The sequence below is a fragment of the Herbidospora cretacea genome, from assembly GCF_001570605.1.
In the GTDB taxonomy this organism is placed as follows: domain Bacteria; phylum Actinomycetota; class Actinomycetes; order Streptosporangiales; family Streptosporangiaceae; genus Herbidospora; species Herbidospora cretacea.
Genome location: NZ_BBXG01000012.1, coordinates 137,779 through 154,409, shown reverse-complemented (window position 1 = coordinate 154,409; position 16,631 = coordinate 137,779). Strand labels below are relative to the sequence as shown.

The window sequence follows — 16,631 nt, the reverse complement described above, 5'->3', positions numbered from 1 at the left end:
TGCCGAGCGCGGGGTTCCTGTCGTTCTCGGCCATTCGTCACGGCGATTTCCTCGCATCGCCCAGGCGCTTTTCGCAGCGGCGTCTTCCGTGCCCAGGGAATCGAACGTGCCCGCCACCCCCACAAAGGGTGGCGGGCCGTTCAGGCTAAATGGTGCAGGTGAGAGCAGGCACCGCGTTGGTGCCGTTCCAGGTCCCGTTGAAGCCGAACGTCGTCGAGCCGTTGGCCGCGATGGCGCCGTTGTAGGGCGCGTTGTTCACCGTGACCTGCGAGCCGGAGACGGTGTGCTGGCCGCTCCAGAGCTGGGTGATCGTCTGACCGTTGGCGAAGGTCCAGCGCACCGTCCACTTGCTGATCGCCGCCGACGACGGCCGCACGGTGACCTCACCCTGGAACCCACCCGGGTACTGGTTGATGATCTGGTACGTCGCCACACATCCCCCCGGAGAAGGCGAAGGCGAAGGCGAGGGAGACGGACTGGGCGAAGGCGAAGGCGAAGGCGAGGGTGAGGGTGAAGGCGAGGGCGAGGGCGACGGAGAAGGTGACGGGGAAGGCGAGGGAGAGGGCGACGGCGAGGGGGAAGGTGACGTGCCCGGCGGGACCGGGGCGATCAGGTACGGCGAGAGGATGTTCTGCTTGGCCGTCTGCACCGTCACCCAGTCGTCCAGGACGATGCCGCCCGTGTCGCCCGAGTTGGGGTTCCACGACCAGTACGTGAACGACATCCCGTTCACGCCCGTCCCCGTGTACTTCATCAGCTCCGTCAGCCAGATCCGGTCGACGTTCGACGTCATCGTGGTGCCGAACTCGCCCATCATGATGGGCGCGATGTTCTGCTTGTACAGGTAGCCCCAGTACCGGTCCCAGATGGCCGGCATGTTGGCCGGGTAGCTCGGGTCGGAGAACCAGGCCTGGTTGTAGACGGACGTCGCGTACTCGTGCGGCGAGTACACGAGCCGGTTGGCCACGTTGAGCCGAACCGGGAACTGTCCGGCCTTGGAGAGGTTGCCGCCCCACCAGCCGCAGTCCTCGTCGTTGGAGGTGTCGTTGTCCCACACGTTGGACAGGCCCCCGGAAGGACACGACACGCCCTCGACGAAGATCAGCCAGTTGGGCTGGACGGCGAGGATGGCGTTTCCGGCGCGTTCGGCGGCCAGGCGCCAGTCGCGGGTCTCGACGCCGCAGCCCCAGCAGGCGCCGGTGGCGTTGGGGTTGGTGCCGTCGGCGTGGGGTTCGTTGTGCAGGTCGGCGCCGATGACGGTGGTGTTGCCGGCGTAGCGCTGGGCGAGCATCCGCCAGTCGGCGATCCAGGTCGCCTCGGAGACGGTGGGGGTGTACCAGAGGGCCGACTGGCCGGCCGAGGTGGGGCGGTGGCGGTCGAGGATGACGCGCATGCCCTTGGTGCCGACGTAGGCGATGACCTTGTCGAGGATCTGGAGCGGTGACAGGCCGACCAGGTCGGGGTTGGTGAAGTCGTTGATGCCGGTCGCGACCGCGCCGGGCTTGAGGGCGTCGTTCGAGAACGGGATGCGGAGCGTGTTGTAGCCGAGCTGGGCCATGTGGTCGAGCTGCGAGCGCCACGTCACGCTGGCCCAGAGCCCGTGGAAGGTCTTGTTGTCGGTCTCCATGCCGAACCAGTTGATCCCCGTCAGCCGGACGGTCGCGCCGGTGCTGTCGACGATCTTGTTGCCGTTGGTCCGCAGGTAGCCGGTCCCCGTGCCGGCCGCGTTGGCGGGGGCGCTGATGCCCACGAGTAAGCCCGTGAGGAGCGCGGTTCCCGCCAACAGGGCGGTGAATCTGGACAAAAGTGCCTCCAAAGCGGGGGCACGCCTGATCGTCGAGCCGCTACGGGTTCAGGCATGCCCCGCCGAGGCATGCCCGGACCGCACGCCCGACGATGTTCGAGATATCGGCTCGGGCGTCAATGCTGCTCCTACGGAACGATGTTGACCAGCTTGGGAGCCCGCACGATGACCTTGCGGGGGGTTCCGTCGAGGTGCGCCCTGACCTTCTCGGAGCTCAGAGCCAGCGCCTCCAGATCGGTGTCCGAAATGTCCGGTGAAACTTCCAAGCGGTCGCGCACCTTGCCGGCCACCTGGACGACGGCCGTGACCGACTCCTGCACCAGCAGCGCGGGGTCGGCGACCGGCCACGTGGCGCGGGCAACCGACGGCTGGTGGCCCAGCCGCTCCCAGCCCTCCTCCGCCGTGTACGGCGCCACGATCGACAGCATGACCGCCAGCGCCTCGGCCGCCTCGCGCACGGCGGGGTCGGCGGCGCCGGGGCCGGAGTCGATGGCCTTGCGGGTGGCCGAGGTCAGCTCCATCAGCCTGGCCACCGCCACGTTGAAGCGGTGGGTGTCGACCAGCTTGGTGACCTCGTCGACGGTCCGGTGGGTGACCTTGCGCAGTTCCAGGTCGCCGGCCGCGACGTCGCTGCCGCCCGCCGACGCGTCGGTCATCACGCGCAGCGCGCGGGCCAGGAACTTCAGCGACGCGGCCGGGGAGACGTCGGCCCAGTCGATGTCGTCTTCCGGCGGGCCGGCGAAGACCATGGTCAGCCGGACCGCGTCGACGCCGAAGTCGTCGATCTGGACGCCCAGGTCGACGCCGTTGCCCAGGGTCTTGGACATGGCCTTGCCGCCGTTGATGACCTGGCCCTGGTTCAGCAGCCGGGTGAAGGGCTCGTCCCAGCTGATCATGCCCATGTCGTACAGGACCTTGGTGAAGAAGCGGCTGTACAGCAGGTGCAGCACGGCGTGCTCGACGCCGCCGACGTACTGGTCGATGGGGCCCCACTTCTCGGCCCGCTCCAGGTCGAAGGGCCCGTCTTCGAACTTCGGGTCCAGGTAACGCAGGAAGTACCACGAGCTGTCGACGAAGGTGTCCATCGTGTCGGTGTCGCGCTTGGCCGCGCCGCCGCACGACGGGCACGGCACGTTGACCCAGTCGGTGGCCGAGGCCAGCGGCGAGACGCCCTTGGGCGACAGGGCCTCGCCGCGCAGGTCGGGCAGCACGACCGGCAGGTCCTTGTCGGGGACGGGGACCTCGCCGCACTCGCCGCAGTGGATGATCGGGATCGGCGTGCCCCAGAAGCGCTGGCGGGACAGCAGCCAGTCGCGCAGCCGGTAGTTGACCGTGGCCTTGCCGGTGCCGCGCTCGGCCAGGATCTCGATGATCTTCTCGATGCCCTCGGCCTTGGTCAGGCCGTCGAGGGGACCGGAGTTCACCAGCTTGCCCTCGCCGGGCGTGGCCTTGCCGGTCTCGCCGGGGTCGGCCATGCCGGTGTGCACGACGACCTTGACCGGCAGGTCGAACTTGCGGGCGAAGTCGAGGTCGCGCTGGTCGTGGGCGGGCACGGCCATGATCGCGCCGTGGCCGTAGTCGGCCAGGACGTAGTCGGCGGCCCAGACCGGGATGCGCTCCCCGTTGACCGGGTTGATCGCGTGGACGCCCAGGAAGACGCCGGTCTTCTCCTTCTCGGTCGACATGCGCTCGATGTCCGACAGCTTGGCGACCTCGGCGCGGTAGGCCTCCAGGGCCGGGCGCTGCGCCTCGGTGACGATCTCGGCGGCCAGCGGGGCGTCGGCGGCCACGACGAAGAAGGTCGCGCCGTACAGGGTGTCGGGGCGGGTCGTGTAGACCGTGACCGGGTCCTTGCGGCCCTCGATCTCGAAGTCGACGTCGGCGCCGGTGCTGCGGCCGATCCAGTTGCGCTGCATGGTCAGCACGCGGTCGGGCCAGCCGCCCTCCAGGCGGGCCATGTCGTCGACCAGGCGGTCGGCGTAGTCAGTGATCTTGAAGTACCACTGGGTCAGCTCACGCCGGACGACGACGGCGTCGCACCGCTCGCACCTGCCCCCGACGACCTGCTCGTTGGCCAGCACCGTCTGGTCGTTGGGGCACCAGTTGACCAGGCCGCCCTTGCGGTAGGCCAGGCCGCGCTCGAAGAAGCGGGTGAACAGCCACTGGTTCCACTTGTAGTAGTCGGCGTCGCTGGTGTGCAGGCGGCGGGACCAGTCGAAGGAGATCGCGTAGCGGTGGAAGCTGGCGGCCTGCGTGTCGATGTTGCTGTACGTCCACTCGGCCGGGTGGGCGTTGCGCTTGATGGCCGCGTTCTCGGCGGGCAGGCCGAAGGAGTCCCACCCGATCGGGTGCAGGACGTTGTAACCCTTCAGGAACCAGTAGCGCGCCACGACGTCGCCGATGGCGAACACCTCGGCGTGGCCCATGTGCAGGTCACCGGAGGGGTAGGGGAACATGTCGAGCATGTAGCGCCGCGGCCGTGGATCGGCGTCGTCCTCGACGACGGCGAAGGGCTTCAGCTCCTCCCAGCGGGGCTGCCACTTGGCCTGGATCGCCTGGGGGTCGTATACCTGCTCGTCCACGTTTGATCTCCTGATTTATCGACACCTGCTTCTTGGGGCAGATTCGCGGGGCGAGCCACGTCCGCCCTTCGGTCGTCCGCGTCTCGCCCATAAAGAAACCCCCCGGGCTCAAGCACGAGGGGCGGCCGCGTCGAGGCTGCTCGATCAGCTCGCTCGACGCGGCCCGGTAAGAAGCAGGTTCGCGGCACGCATAGGCCAAGCGTAGCGCAGTTCGCAAGGGGCGCTGACGAATAAGTGTCGATCTTACACGCTGAGTAAAGGGCCGATATCGGATGGTGATAGATCCATTGTGACCTCGGTTGTCCCTTTCGTTTACCCTCATCTCGTGAACTCTGTCGACCCGAGGCGCGACCCGGACTTCCCGCAGGCGGACCTTCCGATGCAGGATCCGCCGACCGACCCCACGGGCGAGACGTTCAGAGGGGGCTTTTCCAGTTTCGCCGCCCCGGCCCCTGGCGCGCATGAGATCATGCCAAGCACGTCTAATTCGGGCATGATCTCGGGAGGTTCCATGCCCTCGGAGCACAGCGATCCTCGGCGCGGCCCGGCCTGGCCGGAAGTCCCGCCGGCGTGGCCCGAGGTGCCGCCGCCCGCCGCCTCGTATCCGCCGAACCCTGTCGGCACACCCCAGGGCGCACCTCAGGGCATGCCCCAGGGCGCACCGCACGGCCGCCACACCGGCCCGCAGACCCCGCCCGGCGGCTCGTTCCCGCCTCACCCGGTCGCCGCCCCGCCCGGCCGGCACCAGTCCCCCGGGTTCGACGACCGGTTCGAGGAGCGCCCGGAGCACCAGACCGGCCCGCAGAGCCCGCCGATCCAGGCCCCTATGCAGGAGCATCCACCGTTCCCGGTGCCGCCACCGGTGCGGCCCCCGGCGAGCCCCTTCGGCCCGGCCGAGGACTACCCCGCCTTCCCGCCGCCCGCCGGCGCCGCTCCTCCCGTACGCCCCGGGCCCCCCGCCCCCGACTTCCCGCCGCCCGTCAGGGCCGGCAGTGGACCGGTGTTCCCTCCTCCGATGAACTTCCCCGAACCCCCGCCCCGGCCGGCCCAGCAGACCGGCCCCGGCTTCCCCGAGCTCCCCCCGCAGGAGGGGCCCTGGGCCTCGGCGCCCAACGTGTTCCCCCGGACCGAGGAGCGGAGCCCGTCGTTCCCGCCCCGCCCGGTCGAGAACGGGGCGCAGCCGCCGTTCTCCTACCAGGAACCGGCGACCGTGTTCGGCACCCCGCGCGGCCCGTTCGACCCCCGCGTGCCCCACCCGGTCGACGAGCAGCACCAGAACTACCAGACCGCCCAGGCGCAGGCCGCCACCCAGGCCGCGATGCAGGCGCAGGCCGCCCCGGCCACCGACCGCACGGTCACCATGGGCCCGCCCGGCCACGCCGCCCCGCCGCAGCCGCCGGCGCCCCCGCAGCAGCCGGCCCAGCAGACGGCCCCGCCGCAGATGCCCCAGCAGCAGATGCCCCCGCAGCCGTCGCCGCAGGCCCAGCACTACGGCCCCACCACGGGCGAGCACCTGGTCCAGCAGCTCCCCCACGACGACCCCTACAAGCCGTTCGTCACGGCGGGCCAGATCAGCGGCCCGAAGACGCCCCCGGCCGCCCGCCAGCAGGAGCTGTGGAACACCGTCTGGGGCGACGGCCAGCACACCACCGACGACGACGAGGACGACGAGAAGGGCAAGCCGGTCTGGCTGTTCGCGCTCGTCGGCTCGGTGCTCGTCGCGCTGATCGTGGCGCTGCTGTGGGCGTTCCTGGCCGGGCCGCTCAGCTCGGCCGCCGAGACCACGGCGCAGCCCGTCTCCTCGGGCAAGCCGTCGGCCAAGCCGGCCGCGTCGGCGCCCGCCCAGGGGAACGGCATCCCGCAGTACGAGGGCGAGAAGTCGGCCGTGAAGGGCGACGTCACCGACGAGGCGGCCGGGATCACGATCGCGATGCTCGGCGGCCAGTGGAAGACCGACGCCGACACCCAGACGGTGAAGGCGACCTACGGCTACACGACCCGCCAGTTCGTCAGCGCCGGGCTCACCTCCAAGGGCAAGCCCTGGTTCGCCACGGTCATGACCGGTCAGCTCCCGGCCGACCTCGCCTCGCAGTACAAGTCGCCGACCGACATGCGGCCGGTGCTGAACGGCGTGGTGGTCCGGGCCCGCAACACGATCTTCCCCAAGCCCAACAAGGTCGCCAAGGTCGGCGCGCAGAAGCTACCGGGCGGATTGGGCCAGGCCGCCGCCTACAAGGTGACCGACGACGGCGGCGGGACCCTGGTCGTGGTGGCCGCGGTGAACACCGGCGCCGAGGTCCCGTCGATCGTCTACATGCAGATCCCGGACCTGCGCGACGACCTGCTCCCGGACGTCAACACGATCCTCGACTCGATCAAGAAGTCCTAGAACTCGCAGGTCATGTGCTTGGTCCCGTTGATGAAGCTGGAGAACAGCCGCTCGGGTGAGCCGCCCTCGATGGCGGGCACCCGGGTGAGCAGCTCCCGGAACATCACGGTGATCTCGCGGCGGGCCAGGTGGGCCCCGAGGCAGAAGTGGGGGCCGGGGCCGCCGTAGCCGACGTGGGGGTTGGGGTTGCGGCCGATGTCGAACCTCAGCGGGTCGTCGAAGACGGCGGCGTCGCGGTTGCCCGACCAGTAGTAGAGGACGACCTTCTCGCCCTTCTTGTACTCGTTGCCGTTCATCACGTGGTCGCGGGTGACCTTGCGGCGCATGTAGTTGACCGGGCTGGCCAGCCGCACGATCTCCTCGACCGCCCCGGGGGCCAGGCCGTCGACGTCGGTGAGCCAGCGGGCCTTCTGGTCGGGGTTGACGGTGAGCAGGCGCAGGCCGTACGAGATGGCGTTCCTGGTGGTCTCGTTGCCGGCCACCACGAGCAGGATGAAGAACGAGCCGAGCTCCTGGAGCGTCAGCCGCTCGCCGTCGATGTTGGCGTTGACCAGCGACGAGATCAGGTCGGTGGTGGGGTTCTTCTCCCGGTGGGCGGCCAGGTCCTGGACGAGCTGCTGCAGCTCCATGCCGGCGGTGAGCAGCGCCGTGGCGATGGCCTCGGGGTCGCTGACGTACTCGGGGTCCTGTGCGCCGAGGATCATGTTCGAGCGGTCGAAGACGAACCGGTAGTCCTTCTCCGGGATGCCCATCATGTCGCAGATGATCTTCAGGGGCAGCCGGGCCGCGACCTCCTCGACGAAGTCGCAGCCGGAGCCCTTCTCCAGCAGATCGTCGACGATCTTCGTGGCGGCCACCGCGACGTCGTCCTCGAACTGCTTGATCATCTTGGGCGTGAAGGCCCGGGAGACGATCCGGCGCAGGCGGGCGTGGCGGGGGTCGTCCATGCTGATCATCGAGCCGAAGTACTCGACGAACTCCGGCGGCATGTCGACGATGTTCGTCGCGCCGCCGTCACCGGAGCAGAAGACGTCGGGGGTGCGGCTGGCCTCCAGGATGTCCGCGTGCCGCACCAGGGCGTGATAGCCGAGGCCCTGGCTGGCGAAGGAGACCACGGGCTCCTCGAAGAAGGCGGGGCGGTCGAGGTCACGCAGCAGCTGGAAGGAGTGTTCCCGATCGGCCATCGGCCGCTTCCAGAACTCCCAGTCCGACAGGTCGACATCGGCGGCCGAGGTGATCGGCGGCATCGTCATGAGTGTGGAGCCTCCGAGGGAGGGGGACCAGAACGACATTCGGTATCAATGCTGCCATATCAGGTCGGCCGCGCGCTCGGCGATCATCACAACGGGCGCGTGGGTGTGCCCCCGGTTCAGCGTCGGCATGACCGACGCGTCGACGACGCGCAGCCCCTCGACGCCGCGCACCCGCAGCTCCGGGTCGACCACCGACGCGTCGTCGGCGCCCATCCGGCAGGTCCCGACCGGGTGGTAGAGCGTCTCGGCCCGGTCGCGCACCCACTGGGCCATCTCGTCGTCGGTCTTCGGATCGGTGTACGGCTCGATCGTGCCGCTGACGTAGGGCCGCAGCGCCTCGGTGGCCCCGACGTCGAGACAGGCCTTCAGCCCGTCGACGAGCCGCCGCAGGTCGGCCGGGGCGCTCAGGTAGCCGGGGTCGATGACGGGCTCGCGGCCGTCGAGGGTCACCCGGCCCCGGGACTCCGGCTGGAGCAGGACCGCCGCGACGGTCAGGCCGTGCCCGGCGGGCGGGGTGCGGCCGTGGTCGACGAACACGGCGGGCGCGAAGATGAGCTCGACGTCCGGGGCCGGTTCGGCCTCCGAGGTGCGGATGAACGCCACCGCCTCGGCGACGTTCGAGGTCAGGATGCCCTTGCGGCCGACCAGGTAGCTGAGCAGGTTGGGCACGCTCTCCGCGCCGGACATCGTGATGGGCTTCGGGCAGCGGAAGTAGGCGCCGGTGGCCAGGTGGTCCATCAGGTTCGCGCCGACCTCGGGCGACTCCCGCACCACGGGGATGTCGTTGCGGGCGAGCACATCGGGGTCGCCGATGCCCGACAGCATGAGTAACTGCGGCGAGCCGATCGCGCCCGCGCAGACGATGACCTCCTTCCTGGCCACCACCCGCTCCCCCGACCCGTAGTCGACGGCGACCGCGCGGCCGTCCTCGACCACGACGCGGTGGGCCTGCGCGGCGGTCAGCACCGTCAGGTTGCCGCGGGCCATCGCCGGGCGGAGGTAGGCGTCGGCGCAGCTCCAGCGGTGGCCCCGGTCCTGGGTGACGGGGGTCGGGCCGAAGCCCTCGGTGGCGGCGCCGTTGAGTTCGTCGAGCCTGGTCATGCCGAGTTCGGCACACGCCCGCAGGAACGCGCCGGTCGCCTCGTTCTGGGTGCGCAGCTCCGAGATGTGGATCGGGCCGCTGGTGCCGTAGACGCCGCCGGTGTTGGAGCCGACGCGGTGTTCGGCGCGGCGGAAGTAGGGCTCGACCTCGTCGTACGACCATCCCGGCACGTCCCACTGGTCGTAGTCGAGCGGGGTGCCGCGCAGCCACATCATGGCGTTCATCGAGGAGCTGCCGCCGAGCATGCGGCCCCTGGGCCAGTAGATGCCCCGGCCGCCGAGCTCCGCCTGGGGGGCGGTGGTGTAGTTCCAGTCGTAGCTCGTGCCGAACAGTTTGCTGAAGGCCGCCGGCATGCGGACCTCCAGCTTGCGGTCGCTGCCGCCGGCCTCGATGAGGGCCACCGTGGTGGCGGCGTGCTCCGACAGGCGGGCGGCCAGGACGCATCCGGCCGATCCGGCGCCGACGATGACGTAGTCGAACTCCATTCCTCGTGCTTACTCCTCACACATGGGCGCGTCCACCTTTTAAGGTGACCTACGTACCGGTAGGTATGTCGATCCCCCCGAAGGATGTGGCCCATGCTCAATCTGTCGATCGTGCTGGAGGACAGCGCCCGTGAGGCGCCCGACCGCACCGCCCTCGTGTTCGGTGACCTGCGGTTGTCCTACTCGTTCGTGAACACCGTGGCCAACCAGGTGGCCAATCTGCTGGTGTCGCGGGGCATCGGCGGGGGGGACAAGGTCGCCCTCGCGTGCCCGAACTCGCCCTACTTCCCCTTCGTCTACTTCGGCATCCTGAAGGCGGGCGCGACGGTCGTCCCGCTGAACGTGCTGCTGCAGGGGCGGGAGATCGCCTACCACCTCGACGACTCGCAGTCGAAGGCGTTCTTCTGCTTCGAGGGCACCCCCGAGCTGCCCCTCGGCGAGCGCGGGAAGGCGGGCTTCGAGGCGTCGTCGGCCGAGCAGTTCTACGTGCTGCCCGCCACTCCGCTGGCCACCGAGTCGGAGTTCGGCGAGACCCTGTGGGCGGCGCTGGGCGGGATGAGCGGGGAGTTCGAGGCCGCGCAGACCGACCCGTCGGACACCGCCGTGATCCTCTACACGAGCGGCACCACCGGGCAGCCCAAGGGCGCCGAGCTCAGCCACCAGAACATGCTGATGAACGCCCTGGTCAACGACACGATGTTCGAGTCGGCCGGCGACGACGTCTATCTGGCGACGCTGCCGCTGTTCCACTCGTTCGGCCAGACCGTCGTCATGAACGGCGGGTTCCGGCGGCGCGCGACGCTGGTGCTGCTGCCCCGGTTCGAGCCGGTCGAGGCGCTGCGGCTGATGAACGCCGAGAACATCACCCTGTTCGCCGGGGTGCCGACGATGTACTGGGCGCTGCTCACCACCGTCCACGCCGGTGGCGGGCAGGTGCCGACCACGCTGAAGACCGCCGTCTCCGGCGGCGCGGCGCTGCCCGTCGAGGTGCTGAAGGACTTCGAGACCACCTTCTCCACGCCCATCCTGGAGGGCTACGGGCTGTCGGAGACCTCCCCCGTCGCCTCGTTCAACCAGCCCGGCCGGGTCGCCAAGGCCGGTTCGATCGGCACCCCGATCTGGGGCGTGGAGATGAAGCTCATCGACGCCGGCTGGAACACCGCCACGGAGATCGGCGAGATCGCCATCCGCGGCCACAACATCATGAAGGGCTACTACAACCGGCCCGAGGCCACCGCCGAGGTGATGAACGACGGCTGGTTCCGCACCGGCGACATCGCCACCCGCGACGAGGACGGCTACTACTTCATCGTCGACCGCGCCAAAGACATGATCATCCGGGGTGGGTTCAACGTCTATCCGCGCGAGATCGAGGAGGTGCTGATGACCCACGAGGCCGTTTCGCTGGCCGCCGTCGTCGGCGTCGCCCACCCCTCGCACGGCGAGGAGATCAAGGCCTACGTGATCCTCAAGCCCGGCGCGACGATCACCGAGGAGGCGCTGGTGGAGTGGGGCAAGGAGATGATGGCGCAGTACAAGTACCCGCGCGTCGTCGAGTTCCGCGACGAACTCCCGATGACCGCGACCGGCAAGATCCTGAAGCGCGAACTGCGCTGAGACGCGGTCGGGGCCGCGCCGGTTCCGTCCCGGCGCGGTCTTTTATTGCCGGATTTTGGATGATTCCGGGGTGGGGAAGCGGGTAGGGAGGCGCGAGTGCCGCCGTAGTCGATGTCGGGGAGACAACTCCATGCGCGCGCTCACCGGTTCGTTATTGCTGCTCGTGACCGGAGCACTCATCACTGGATCAGTGATGGTGCCCGTGTCCACGGCCAGCACGACCACACCAGACAGACGCACGACACCATATGTGAAGGGAATCCGGTACGAGGCCGAGACGGCCGCCATATCGCGAGGCGTGGTCCAGAAGCGCTTCTGGGGATACACCGGGCGCGGTTACGTCAACGGCGCCGACCGGCGCGGCAACTTCGTCGAGTGGACGGTCACCCCTCTTGGCGCCGGCCCCAACCGGATCCACATCCGCTATGTGACCAGCCGCACCCTCCAGGCCGACGTGCTCGTCAACGACGAGGTCGTCGCCGAGGACGTGCGCTTCCGGGCCTCCCGTTACTGGCGCAGCGTCGCCGTCGAGGCCGACCTGCCCGAGGGCGAGTCCACCGTCAAGGTCGTGGCCACCACGCGGCGGGGCAACCCCCATCTCGACAGCATCACGCTGTTCCCGGTCACCACCCCGCCCCGGACGCCGGCCCCGAGCCCGTCCGTGAGCGCGGAACCGACCCTGGAACCGACCGGGGAACCCACGCAGGAGCCCACGCAGGAGCCCACGCCGGTGCCCTGCGTCAGCCCGATGCCGCCCGGCGAGACCCCGCCCGACCCGCCGGAGCTCACCCCGCCGGACGTCGGCTGCGTCGTCCCGGAACCGTGCCCGACGTGGACCCCCGGACCGACCCCGCCGGTGACCCCGCCGGTGACCCCGTCGGAGACGGTCACCCCTTCGGAGACGCCCCTTGCGGACGTGGCCGCGCGGACGCAGACCGAGGCCACCACCGGCCCGCTGCCGACGCCGAGCGAGAGCGTCCCGCCGGTCCCCGAGCCCACGCCGACCGTGACCTGCTCACCGCCGCCGCCCTGTGACCTGGAGCCCATCCCGCTCGCCGACTCGGTGCCCGGCTTCCCTGAGGACACGACCCCGCAGCCGACGCCCCCGGGCTCCCCGGAGACGCCCGCTCCCACGCCGACCGTCACGGCCGACCCGTCGGGCACTCCGCTCCCGACGCCGACCAGCGGTCCCGGCACCCCGGAGCCGTCGCCCACCCTGACGGACACCCCCGAACCGACGCCGACCTGCACGCCGTCGCCGCCGACGACCCCGCCGACGACCCCGCCGACGACCCCGTGCCCGGTCATCCCGGCGGAGTCCACCGAACCGGAGCCGGTGGTGACCGTGACGGTCACGGTCACCCCCACGGCGAGGCCGACCCCCGTCCCCACGCCGACCGCGACCCCCAGCGAGACCCCGAGCGCGACGCCGACCGTCTCCGGGACGCCGACCGACCCGGTTCCCACGCCGACCCCGACCTGCACCCCGCCGGTCGAGACCCCTCCGGCGACCCCGACGGTCGAACCCACCGTGGACCCGACCGTAGACCCGACGCCAACCCTCGACCCGACGCCGACTGTGGACCCGACCGTGGACCCGACTGTGGACCCGACGCCGACCGTCGACCCGACGCCGACCGTCGAGCCCACTCCGGAGCCCAGTCCGACTCCCACTCCCACCACGCCCGGGGTGCCCGGGGTGCCCGGTGCGCCGGCCGTGATCTCGGAGCAGTGGACCGTCCCGTGGGACGTGACGTGGTCGCCGGCCGGTGACTTCGCGCTGGTCACCGAGCGGGACAGCTTCAAGGTGTTCCGCGTCGCCAAGGACGGCGCGAAGACCGAGGCGGGGGCCGTGCCGGAGTCGACGGGCACCGGTGGTGAGGGCGGCCTGATGGGCGCGGCCTTCTCCCCCGGCTGGAACGGGACCTCCGACCAGGACGTGTTCTTCATGCACTCCTCGTCGGACGGCAACCGCGTCGCGAAGATGACCTACGACGGCACCACCCTGTCGGGGTACACCCCGATCCTGACCGGGATCAGGAAGAGCACCTTCCACAACGGCGGCCGGCTGAAGTTCGGCCCCGACGGCTTCCTCTACGTCTCCACCGGGGACGCGCAGGAGACCAGCCTGTCGCAGGACCCGGAATCGCTGAACGGCAAGATCCTGCGGATCACCAAGACCGGCGAGGCGGCCCCGGGCAACCCGGACGGCTCGCGGGTCTACTCCCTCGGCCACCGCAACGCGCAGGGTCTCGCCTGGGACTCCGCGGGCCGCCTCTGGTCGGCCGAGCTGGGCGCGAGCACGACCGACGAGCTCAACCTGATCGAGCCGGGCAGGAACTACGGCTGGCCGAAGTGCGAGGGCCCGTGTGACGAGGCCGGCATGACCAACCCGAAGAAGACCTGGCCGACCGCCGACGCGTCCCCGAGCGGCATCGCGATCGTCGACGACGTCGTCTACATGGCGGCGCTGCGCGGCAAGCGGCTCTACGCGATCCCCCTCACCGGCACCGAGGCGGGCGACCCGGTCGCCTACTACTCCGGCGCCTACGGCCGCCTGCGCGCGGTCGAGAAGGTGCCCGACGAGCAGGCGATCTGGGTCACCACCAGCAACGCCGACGACAACGGCGGCCAGCCCGACGGCTCCGACCGCATCGTCAAGGTGAGCCTGAACTCGTAACCGGACAACAGAAAGGGACCCCGGTCACCCGGGGTCCCTTTCTCGTGCGAGACGGTCAGGGCCAGTCGCGCGAGGGCCGCAGCGGGACGCCGGACCTCTGCTCCTTGCCCAGCTTGACGCCGAGGACCTGGTGGAGCTGGACCTTGTTGCGTTCGAAGCCGACGATGCAGCCGGCCATGTAGAGACGCCACACGCGGGCGGTGCCCTGGCCGACCTCGGCCACGGCCTCGTCCCAGTGGGCGTCGAGGTTCCTGCACCAGTCGCGGAGGGTCAGCGCGTAGTGCTCGCGCAGGTTCTCCTCGTGGCGGACCTCGTAGCCGACGTCCTCCATCTCGCGGATCAGCGTGCCGGCCGATTCGAGCTCCCCGTCGGGGAACACGTAGCGGTTGATGAAGCCGGTCTTGTTGATGGTGCGGTCTTTGGAGGAGGGCCGGGTGATGCAGTGGTTGAGCAGCCGGCCGCCCGGCTTGAGTTTGTCGTACAGGAAAGTGAAGTAGCTCTTCAGCTGGTTGGCGCCGATGTGCTCCGTCAGGCCGATGGAGCTCACCACGTCGAAGTCGCCTTCTGTGACGTCGCGGTAGTCGGAGAATCGCACTTCAGCGAGGTCTCCGAGGCCTTCTTCCGCGATGGCCTTCTGCGCCCATTCGGCCTGCTGCTTGGACAGCGTGACGCCGAGCGCCTTCACTCCGTACTCCTTGGCCGCGTGGCGGACCATGCTGCCCCAGCCGCAGCCCACGTCGAGCAGCCGCATGCCGGGCTTCAGGTCGAGCTTCTTGGCGACCAGGTCGAACTTGGCGAACTGGGCCTCTTCCAGCGTGCTGTCCTGCTCGGGGTAGACCGCGCAGGTGTACGCCATCGAGGGGCCCAGCACCCACTCGTAGAAGCGGTTGGACACGTCGTAGTGGTGGTGGATCGCCTCGGCGTCGCGCTGTTTGGCGTGGCGGCTGCCGAGCCGCGCCATCGCCGACTGCCGGACCTCCTGCGGGGGCAGCGGCACCCGCATGAGCAGCGGCTTGGGCCCGAGGGCCCGGATGGCGGCGAGCTTCTCCGTCAGCGGCAGGTCGTGGAGCGTTATCGACCACATCCGGTCGAGCAGGTCATACATGTCGCCGTGCACGTCGAGGTGCCCGGAGACGTATGCCCTGGCGAGGCCCATCTCGCCGGGGGCCTGCGCGAGGTAGGCCACCGCGACGGGCGACTTGACCTCAAGCCGGATGTCGGCCATCGACGGACCGGCCTTGCTCCCGTCGTAGGCGTGGAACTCGATGCCGGCTCCCGTGCCGACGACCTTTTCGAAGATCTCGGCGAGTGTCATGCGTGCATCACCTTCCCCGTACACACTTCTCATACAGGTCAAGCAGCCGACCTCCGGGGTCGTACGACCGCTTGACCGGCCAGTAGGCCTCCCCGTTGTAGAACGCCCAGAACTCGTCGCGCTCGTAGTAGGACGACGAGTAGAGGGATTTGTGTCCTTCGAGCTGGTGGACGGCCTGCTCGATCGCGCGGTTGTAGTAGCCGTCCTGCTGTCCCCGGGGGAGAGGCACCATGCCCCAGAATCCGAAGTTCACATAGAGCCGACCGGTCTCCAGTGGATAGAGCGACCAGTCGCGTGTCGCCCTGAGCGGGCACATCCACACGGGGGTCATCCCGACGTGGTTGACATAGAAGTCCAGGAACTCGGCGCCCCGATCGATGGGCACCTCGATGTCCTGGATCACCGACTCCTGCGGGGGGTTGCCCCGCCAGCGGTCGACGCGGGCGGTGAGCCCGTAACGCTGGTCGAGCCCGACGAGCTTGCGGTACACGTCGGAGCGCATCCAGCGTTTCGGCATCAGGGAACGTACCAGCGGCTGCTGGACGCCGAACGCGCGGGAGCACCAGAACCAGTCGGTGTCCCAGCGCCAGAGGTAGTCGCGGATGGAGAGCCAGTCGCGGCTGCGGCTGCGCATCGACTGCCAGTAGATGCGCATGCCGGTGTAGTCGGACGCGTAGGGCGCCCGGTCGGCGAAGGTGCCGACGGTGACGTACATCTCGTCGGGCGAGTGGTAGGTGCCGTCGACGAAGTCGACCTTCTCCCCCTCGTGCTCCCGGCGCTCGCAGATCTCCTGCATGGCCAGCATGCACTTGGCGGCGTCGGAGAAGCGCAGGTGCGTCAGTTTGACGTAGGGCTTGACCGGCGCCAGTTTGATCTTGATGCGCAGGGCGTAGCCGAGGGTTCCGTAGGAGTTCGGGAAGGCATTGAAGAGGTCGGCGTACTCGTTGTCGGCGCGGGCGACGAGGATGCGCCCGTCGCCGGTCAGGATCTCCAGCTCCTCCACCGACTCGTGGGGCAGGCCGTCCTTGAAGCTCGTCGACTCGATGCCGAGCCCGGTGACCGCGCCCCCCAGCGTGATCGTCTTGAGCTGCGGCACCACGAAGGGCATCAGACCGTGCGGCAGGGTGGCGTCGACGAGGTCCTCGTACGTCGTCATGCCCTGGACTTCGGCGGTCATCGTCTCCGGGTCGACGGCGATGACCTGGTCGAGGTCGCGCGCCGAGAGCTTCGCGCCGTTGGCCGGTTCGCGGAAGCGGAAGAGATTCGTGGTGGCTTTGGCCAGGCGCGGGGCCGAGCCGTCGGGAATCGCCGCGTAGGAGTCGCGAATCTGCTCGACCGCTCTCCTATGGGTGGTCATACTGGTCATGCGCTCGGGCATGACGCCACCCCCATGTGTAGTCGTGA

Annotated in this window: 9 protein-coding genes; 3 read left to right on the top strand and 6 right to left on the bottom strand. The window is 69.6% G+C overall.

Annotated features, from left to right (window positions below; genetic code table 11):
- Positions 1–145: 145 nt before the first annotated feature.
- Both AW270_RS41395 and leuS read right to left on the bottom strand, forming a co-directional pair.
- The gene (locus AW270_RS41395; protein ID WP_157522476.1) at positions 146–1,804 is read right to left on the bottom strand and encodes a cellulase family glycosylhydrolase; all 1,659 of its coding nucleotides are present in this window, start codon (positions 1,802–1,804) and stop codon (positions 146–148) included.
- Positions 1,805–1,932: 128 nt separating this feature from the next.
- Complete coding sequence (leuS, locus tag AW270_RS23770; RefSeq protein ID WP_157522473.1) at positions 1,933–4,386, bottom strand: leucine--tRNA ligase; 2,454 nt, start codon at positions 4,384–4,386, stop codon at positions 1,933–1,935.
- 511 nt (positions 4,387–4,897) lie between these two features.
- On the opposite strand from leuS, the gene AW270_RS23765 reads away from it, so the two are divergent.
- The gene (locus AW270_RS23765) at positions 4,898–6,775 is read left to right on the top strand and encodes a hypothetical protein (RefSeq protein WP_157522470.1); all 1,878 of its coding nucleotides are present in this window, start codon (positions 4,898–4,900) and stop codon (positions 6,773–6,775) included.
- Here the strand turns inward: AW270_RS23765 and AW270_RS23760 are convergent.
- The gene (locus AW270_RS23760) at positions 6,772–8,022 is read right to left on the bottom strand and encodes a cytochrome P450 (RefSeq protein ID WP_082801798.1); all 1,251 of its coding nucleotides are present in this window, start codon (positions 8,020–8,022) and stop codon (positions 6,772–6,774) included. The two genes, AW270_RS23765 and AW270_RS23760, sit on opposite strands and share 4 nt — an antisense overlap.
- Before the next feature lie 51 nt (positions 8,023–8,073).
- A complete protein-coding gene (locus AW270_RS23755) occupies positions 8,074–9,615 on the bottom strand; it encodes a GMC family oxidoreductase (protein ID WP_061297475.1) in 1,542 nt (513 codons plus the stop codon).
- A gap of 93 nt (positions 9,616–9,708) precedes the next feature.
- Here AW270_RS23755 and AW270_RS23750 point away from each other — a divergent pair, with 93 nt between their 5' ends.
- Both AW270_RS23750 and AW270_RS40640 read left to right on the top strand, forming a co-directional pair.
- A complete protein-coding gene (locus AW270_RS23750; protein WP_061297472.1) occupies positions 9,709–11,232 on the top strand; it encodes a long-chain-fatty-acid--CoA ligase in 1,524 nt (507 codons plus the stop codon).
- Positions 11,233–11,482: 250 nt separating this feature from the next.
- Positions 11,483–13,912 (top strand): PQQ-dependent sugar dehydrogenase, encoded by a 2,430-nt coding sequence (locus tag AW270_RS40640; protein ID WP_061297470.1) that lies wholly within the window; start codon positions 11,483–11,485, stop codon positions 13,910–13,912.
- Positions 13,913–13,967: 55 nt separating this feature from the next.
- Here AW270_RS40640 and AW270_RS23740 read toward each other — a convergent pair whose 3' ends face one another.
- The gene (locus tag AW270_RS23740) at positions 13,968–15,227 is read right to left on the bottom strand and encodes an SAM-dependent methyltransferase (protein WP_061297468.1); all 1,260 of its coding nucleotides are present in this window, start codon (positions 15,225–15,227) and stop codon (positions 13,968–13,970) included.
- Positions 15,228–15,234: 7 nt separating this feature from the next.
- Positions 15,235–16,605: an FAD-binding oxidoreductase gene (locus AW270_RS23735; protein ID WP_245674826.1), complete on the bottom strand. Its 1,371-nt coding sequence runs from the start codon at positions 16,603–16,605 to the stop codon at positions 15,235–15,237.
- Between the last annotated feature and the right edge of the window lie 26 nt (positions 16,606–16,631).

Excerpts from the sequence above, each read along its gene's own strand:
- AW270_RS23765 (WP_157522470.1), top strand. The coding sequence starts at position 4,898 with ATGCCCTCGGAGCACAGCGATCCTCGGCGCGGCCCGGCCTGGCCGGAA.
- AW270_RS23760 (WP_082801798.1), bottom strand. The coding sequence starts at position 8,022 with ATGCCGCCGATCACCTCGGCCGCCGATGTCGACCTGTCGGACTGGGAG.
- AW270_RS23755 (WP_061297475.1), bottom strand. The coding sequence starts at position 9,615 with ATGGAGTTCGACTACGTCATCGTCGGCGCCGGATCGGCCGGATGCGTC.
- AW270_RS23750 (WP_061297472.1), top strand. The coding sequence starts at position 9,709 with ATGCTCAATCTGTCGATCGTGCTGGAGGACAGCGCCCGTGAGGCGCCC.
- AW270_RS23740 (WP_061297468.1), bottom strand. The coding sequence starts at position 15,227 with ATGACACTCGCCGAGATCTTCGAAAAGGTCGTCGGCACGGGAGCCGGC.
- AW270_RS23735 (WP_245674826.1), bottom strand. The coding sequence starts at position 16,605 with ATGCCCGAGCGCATGACCAGTATGACCACCCATAGGAGAGCGGTCGAG.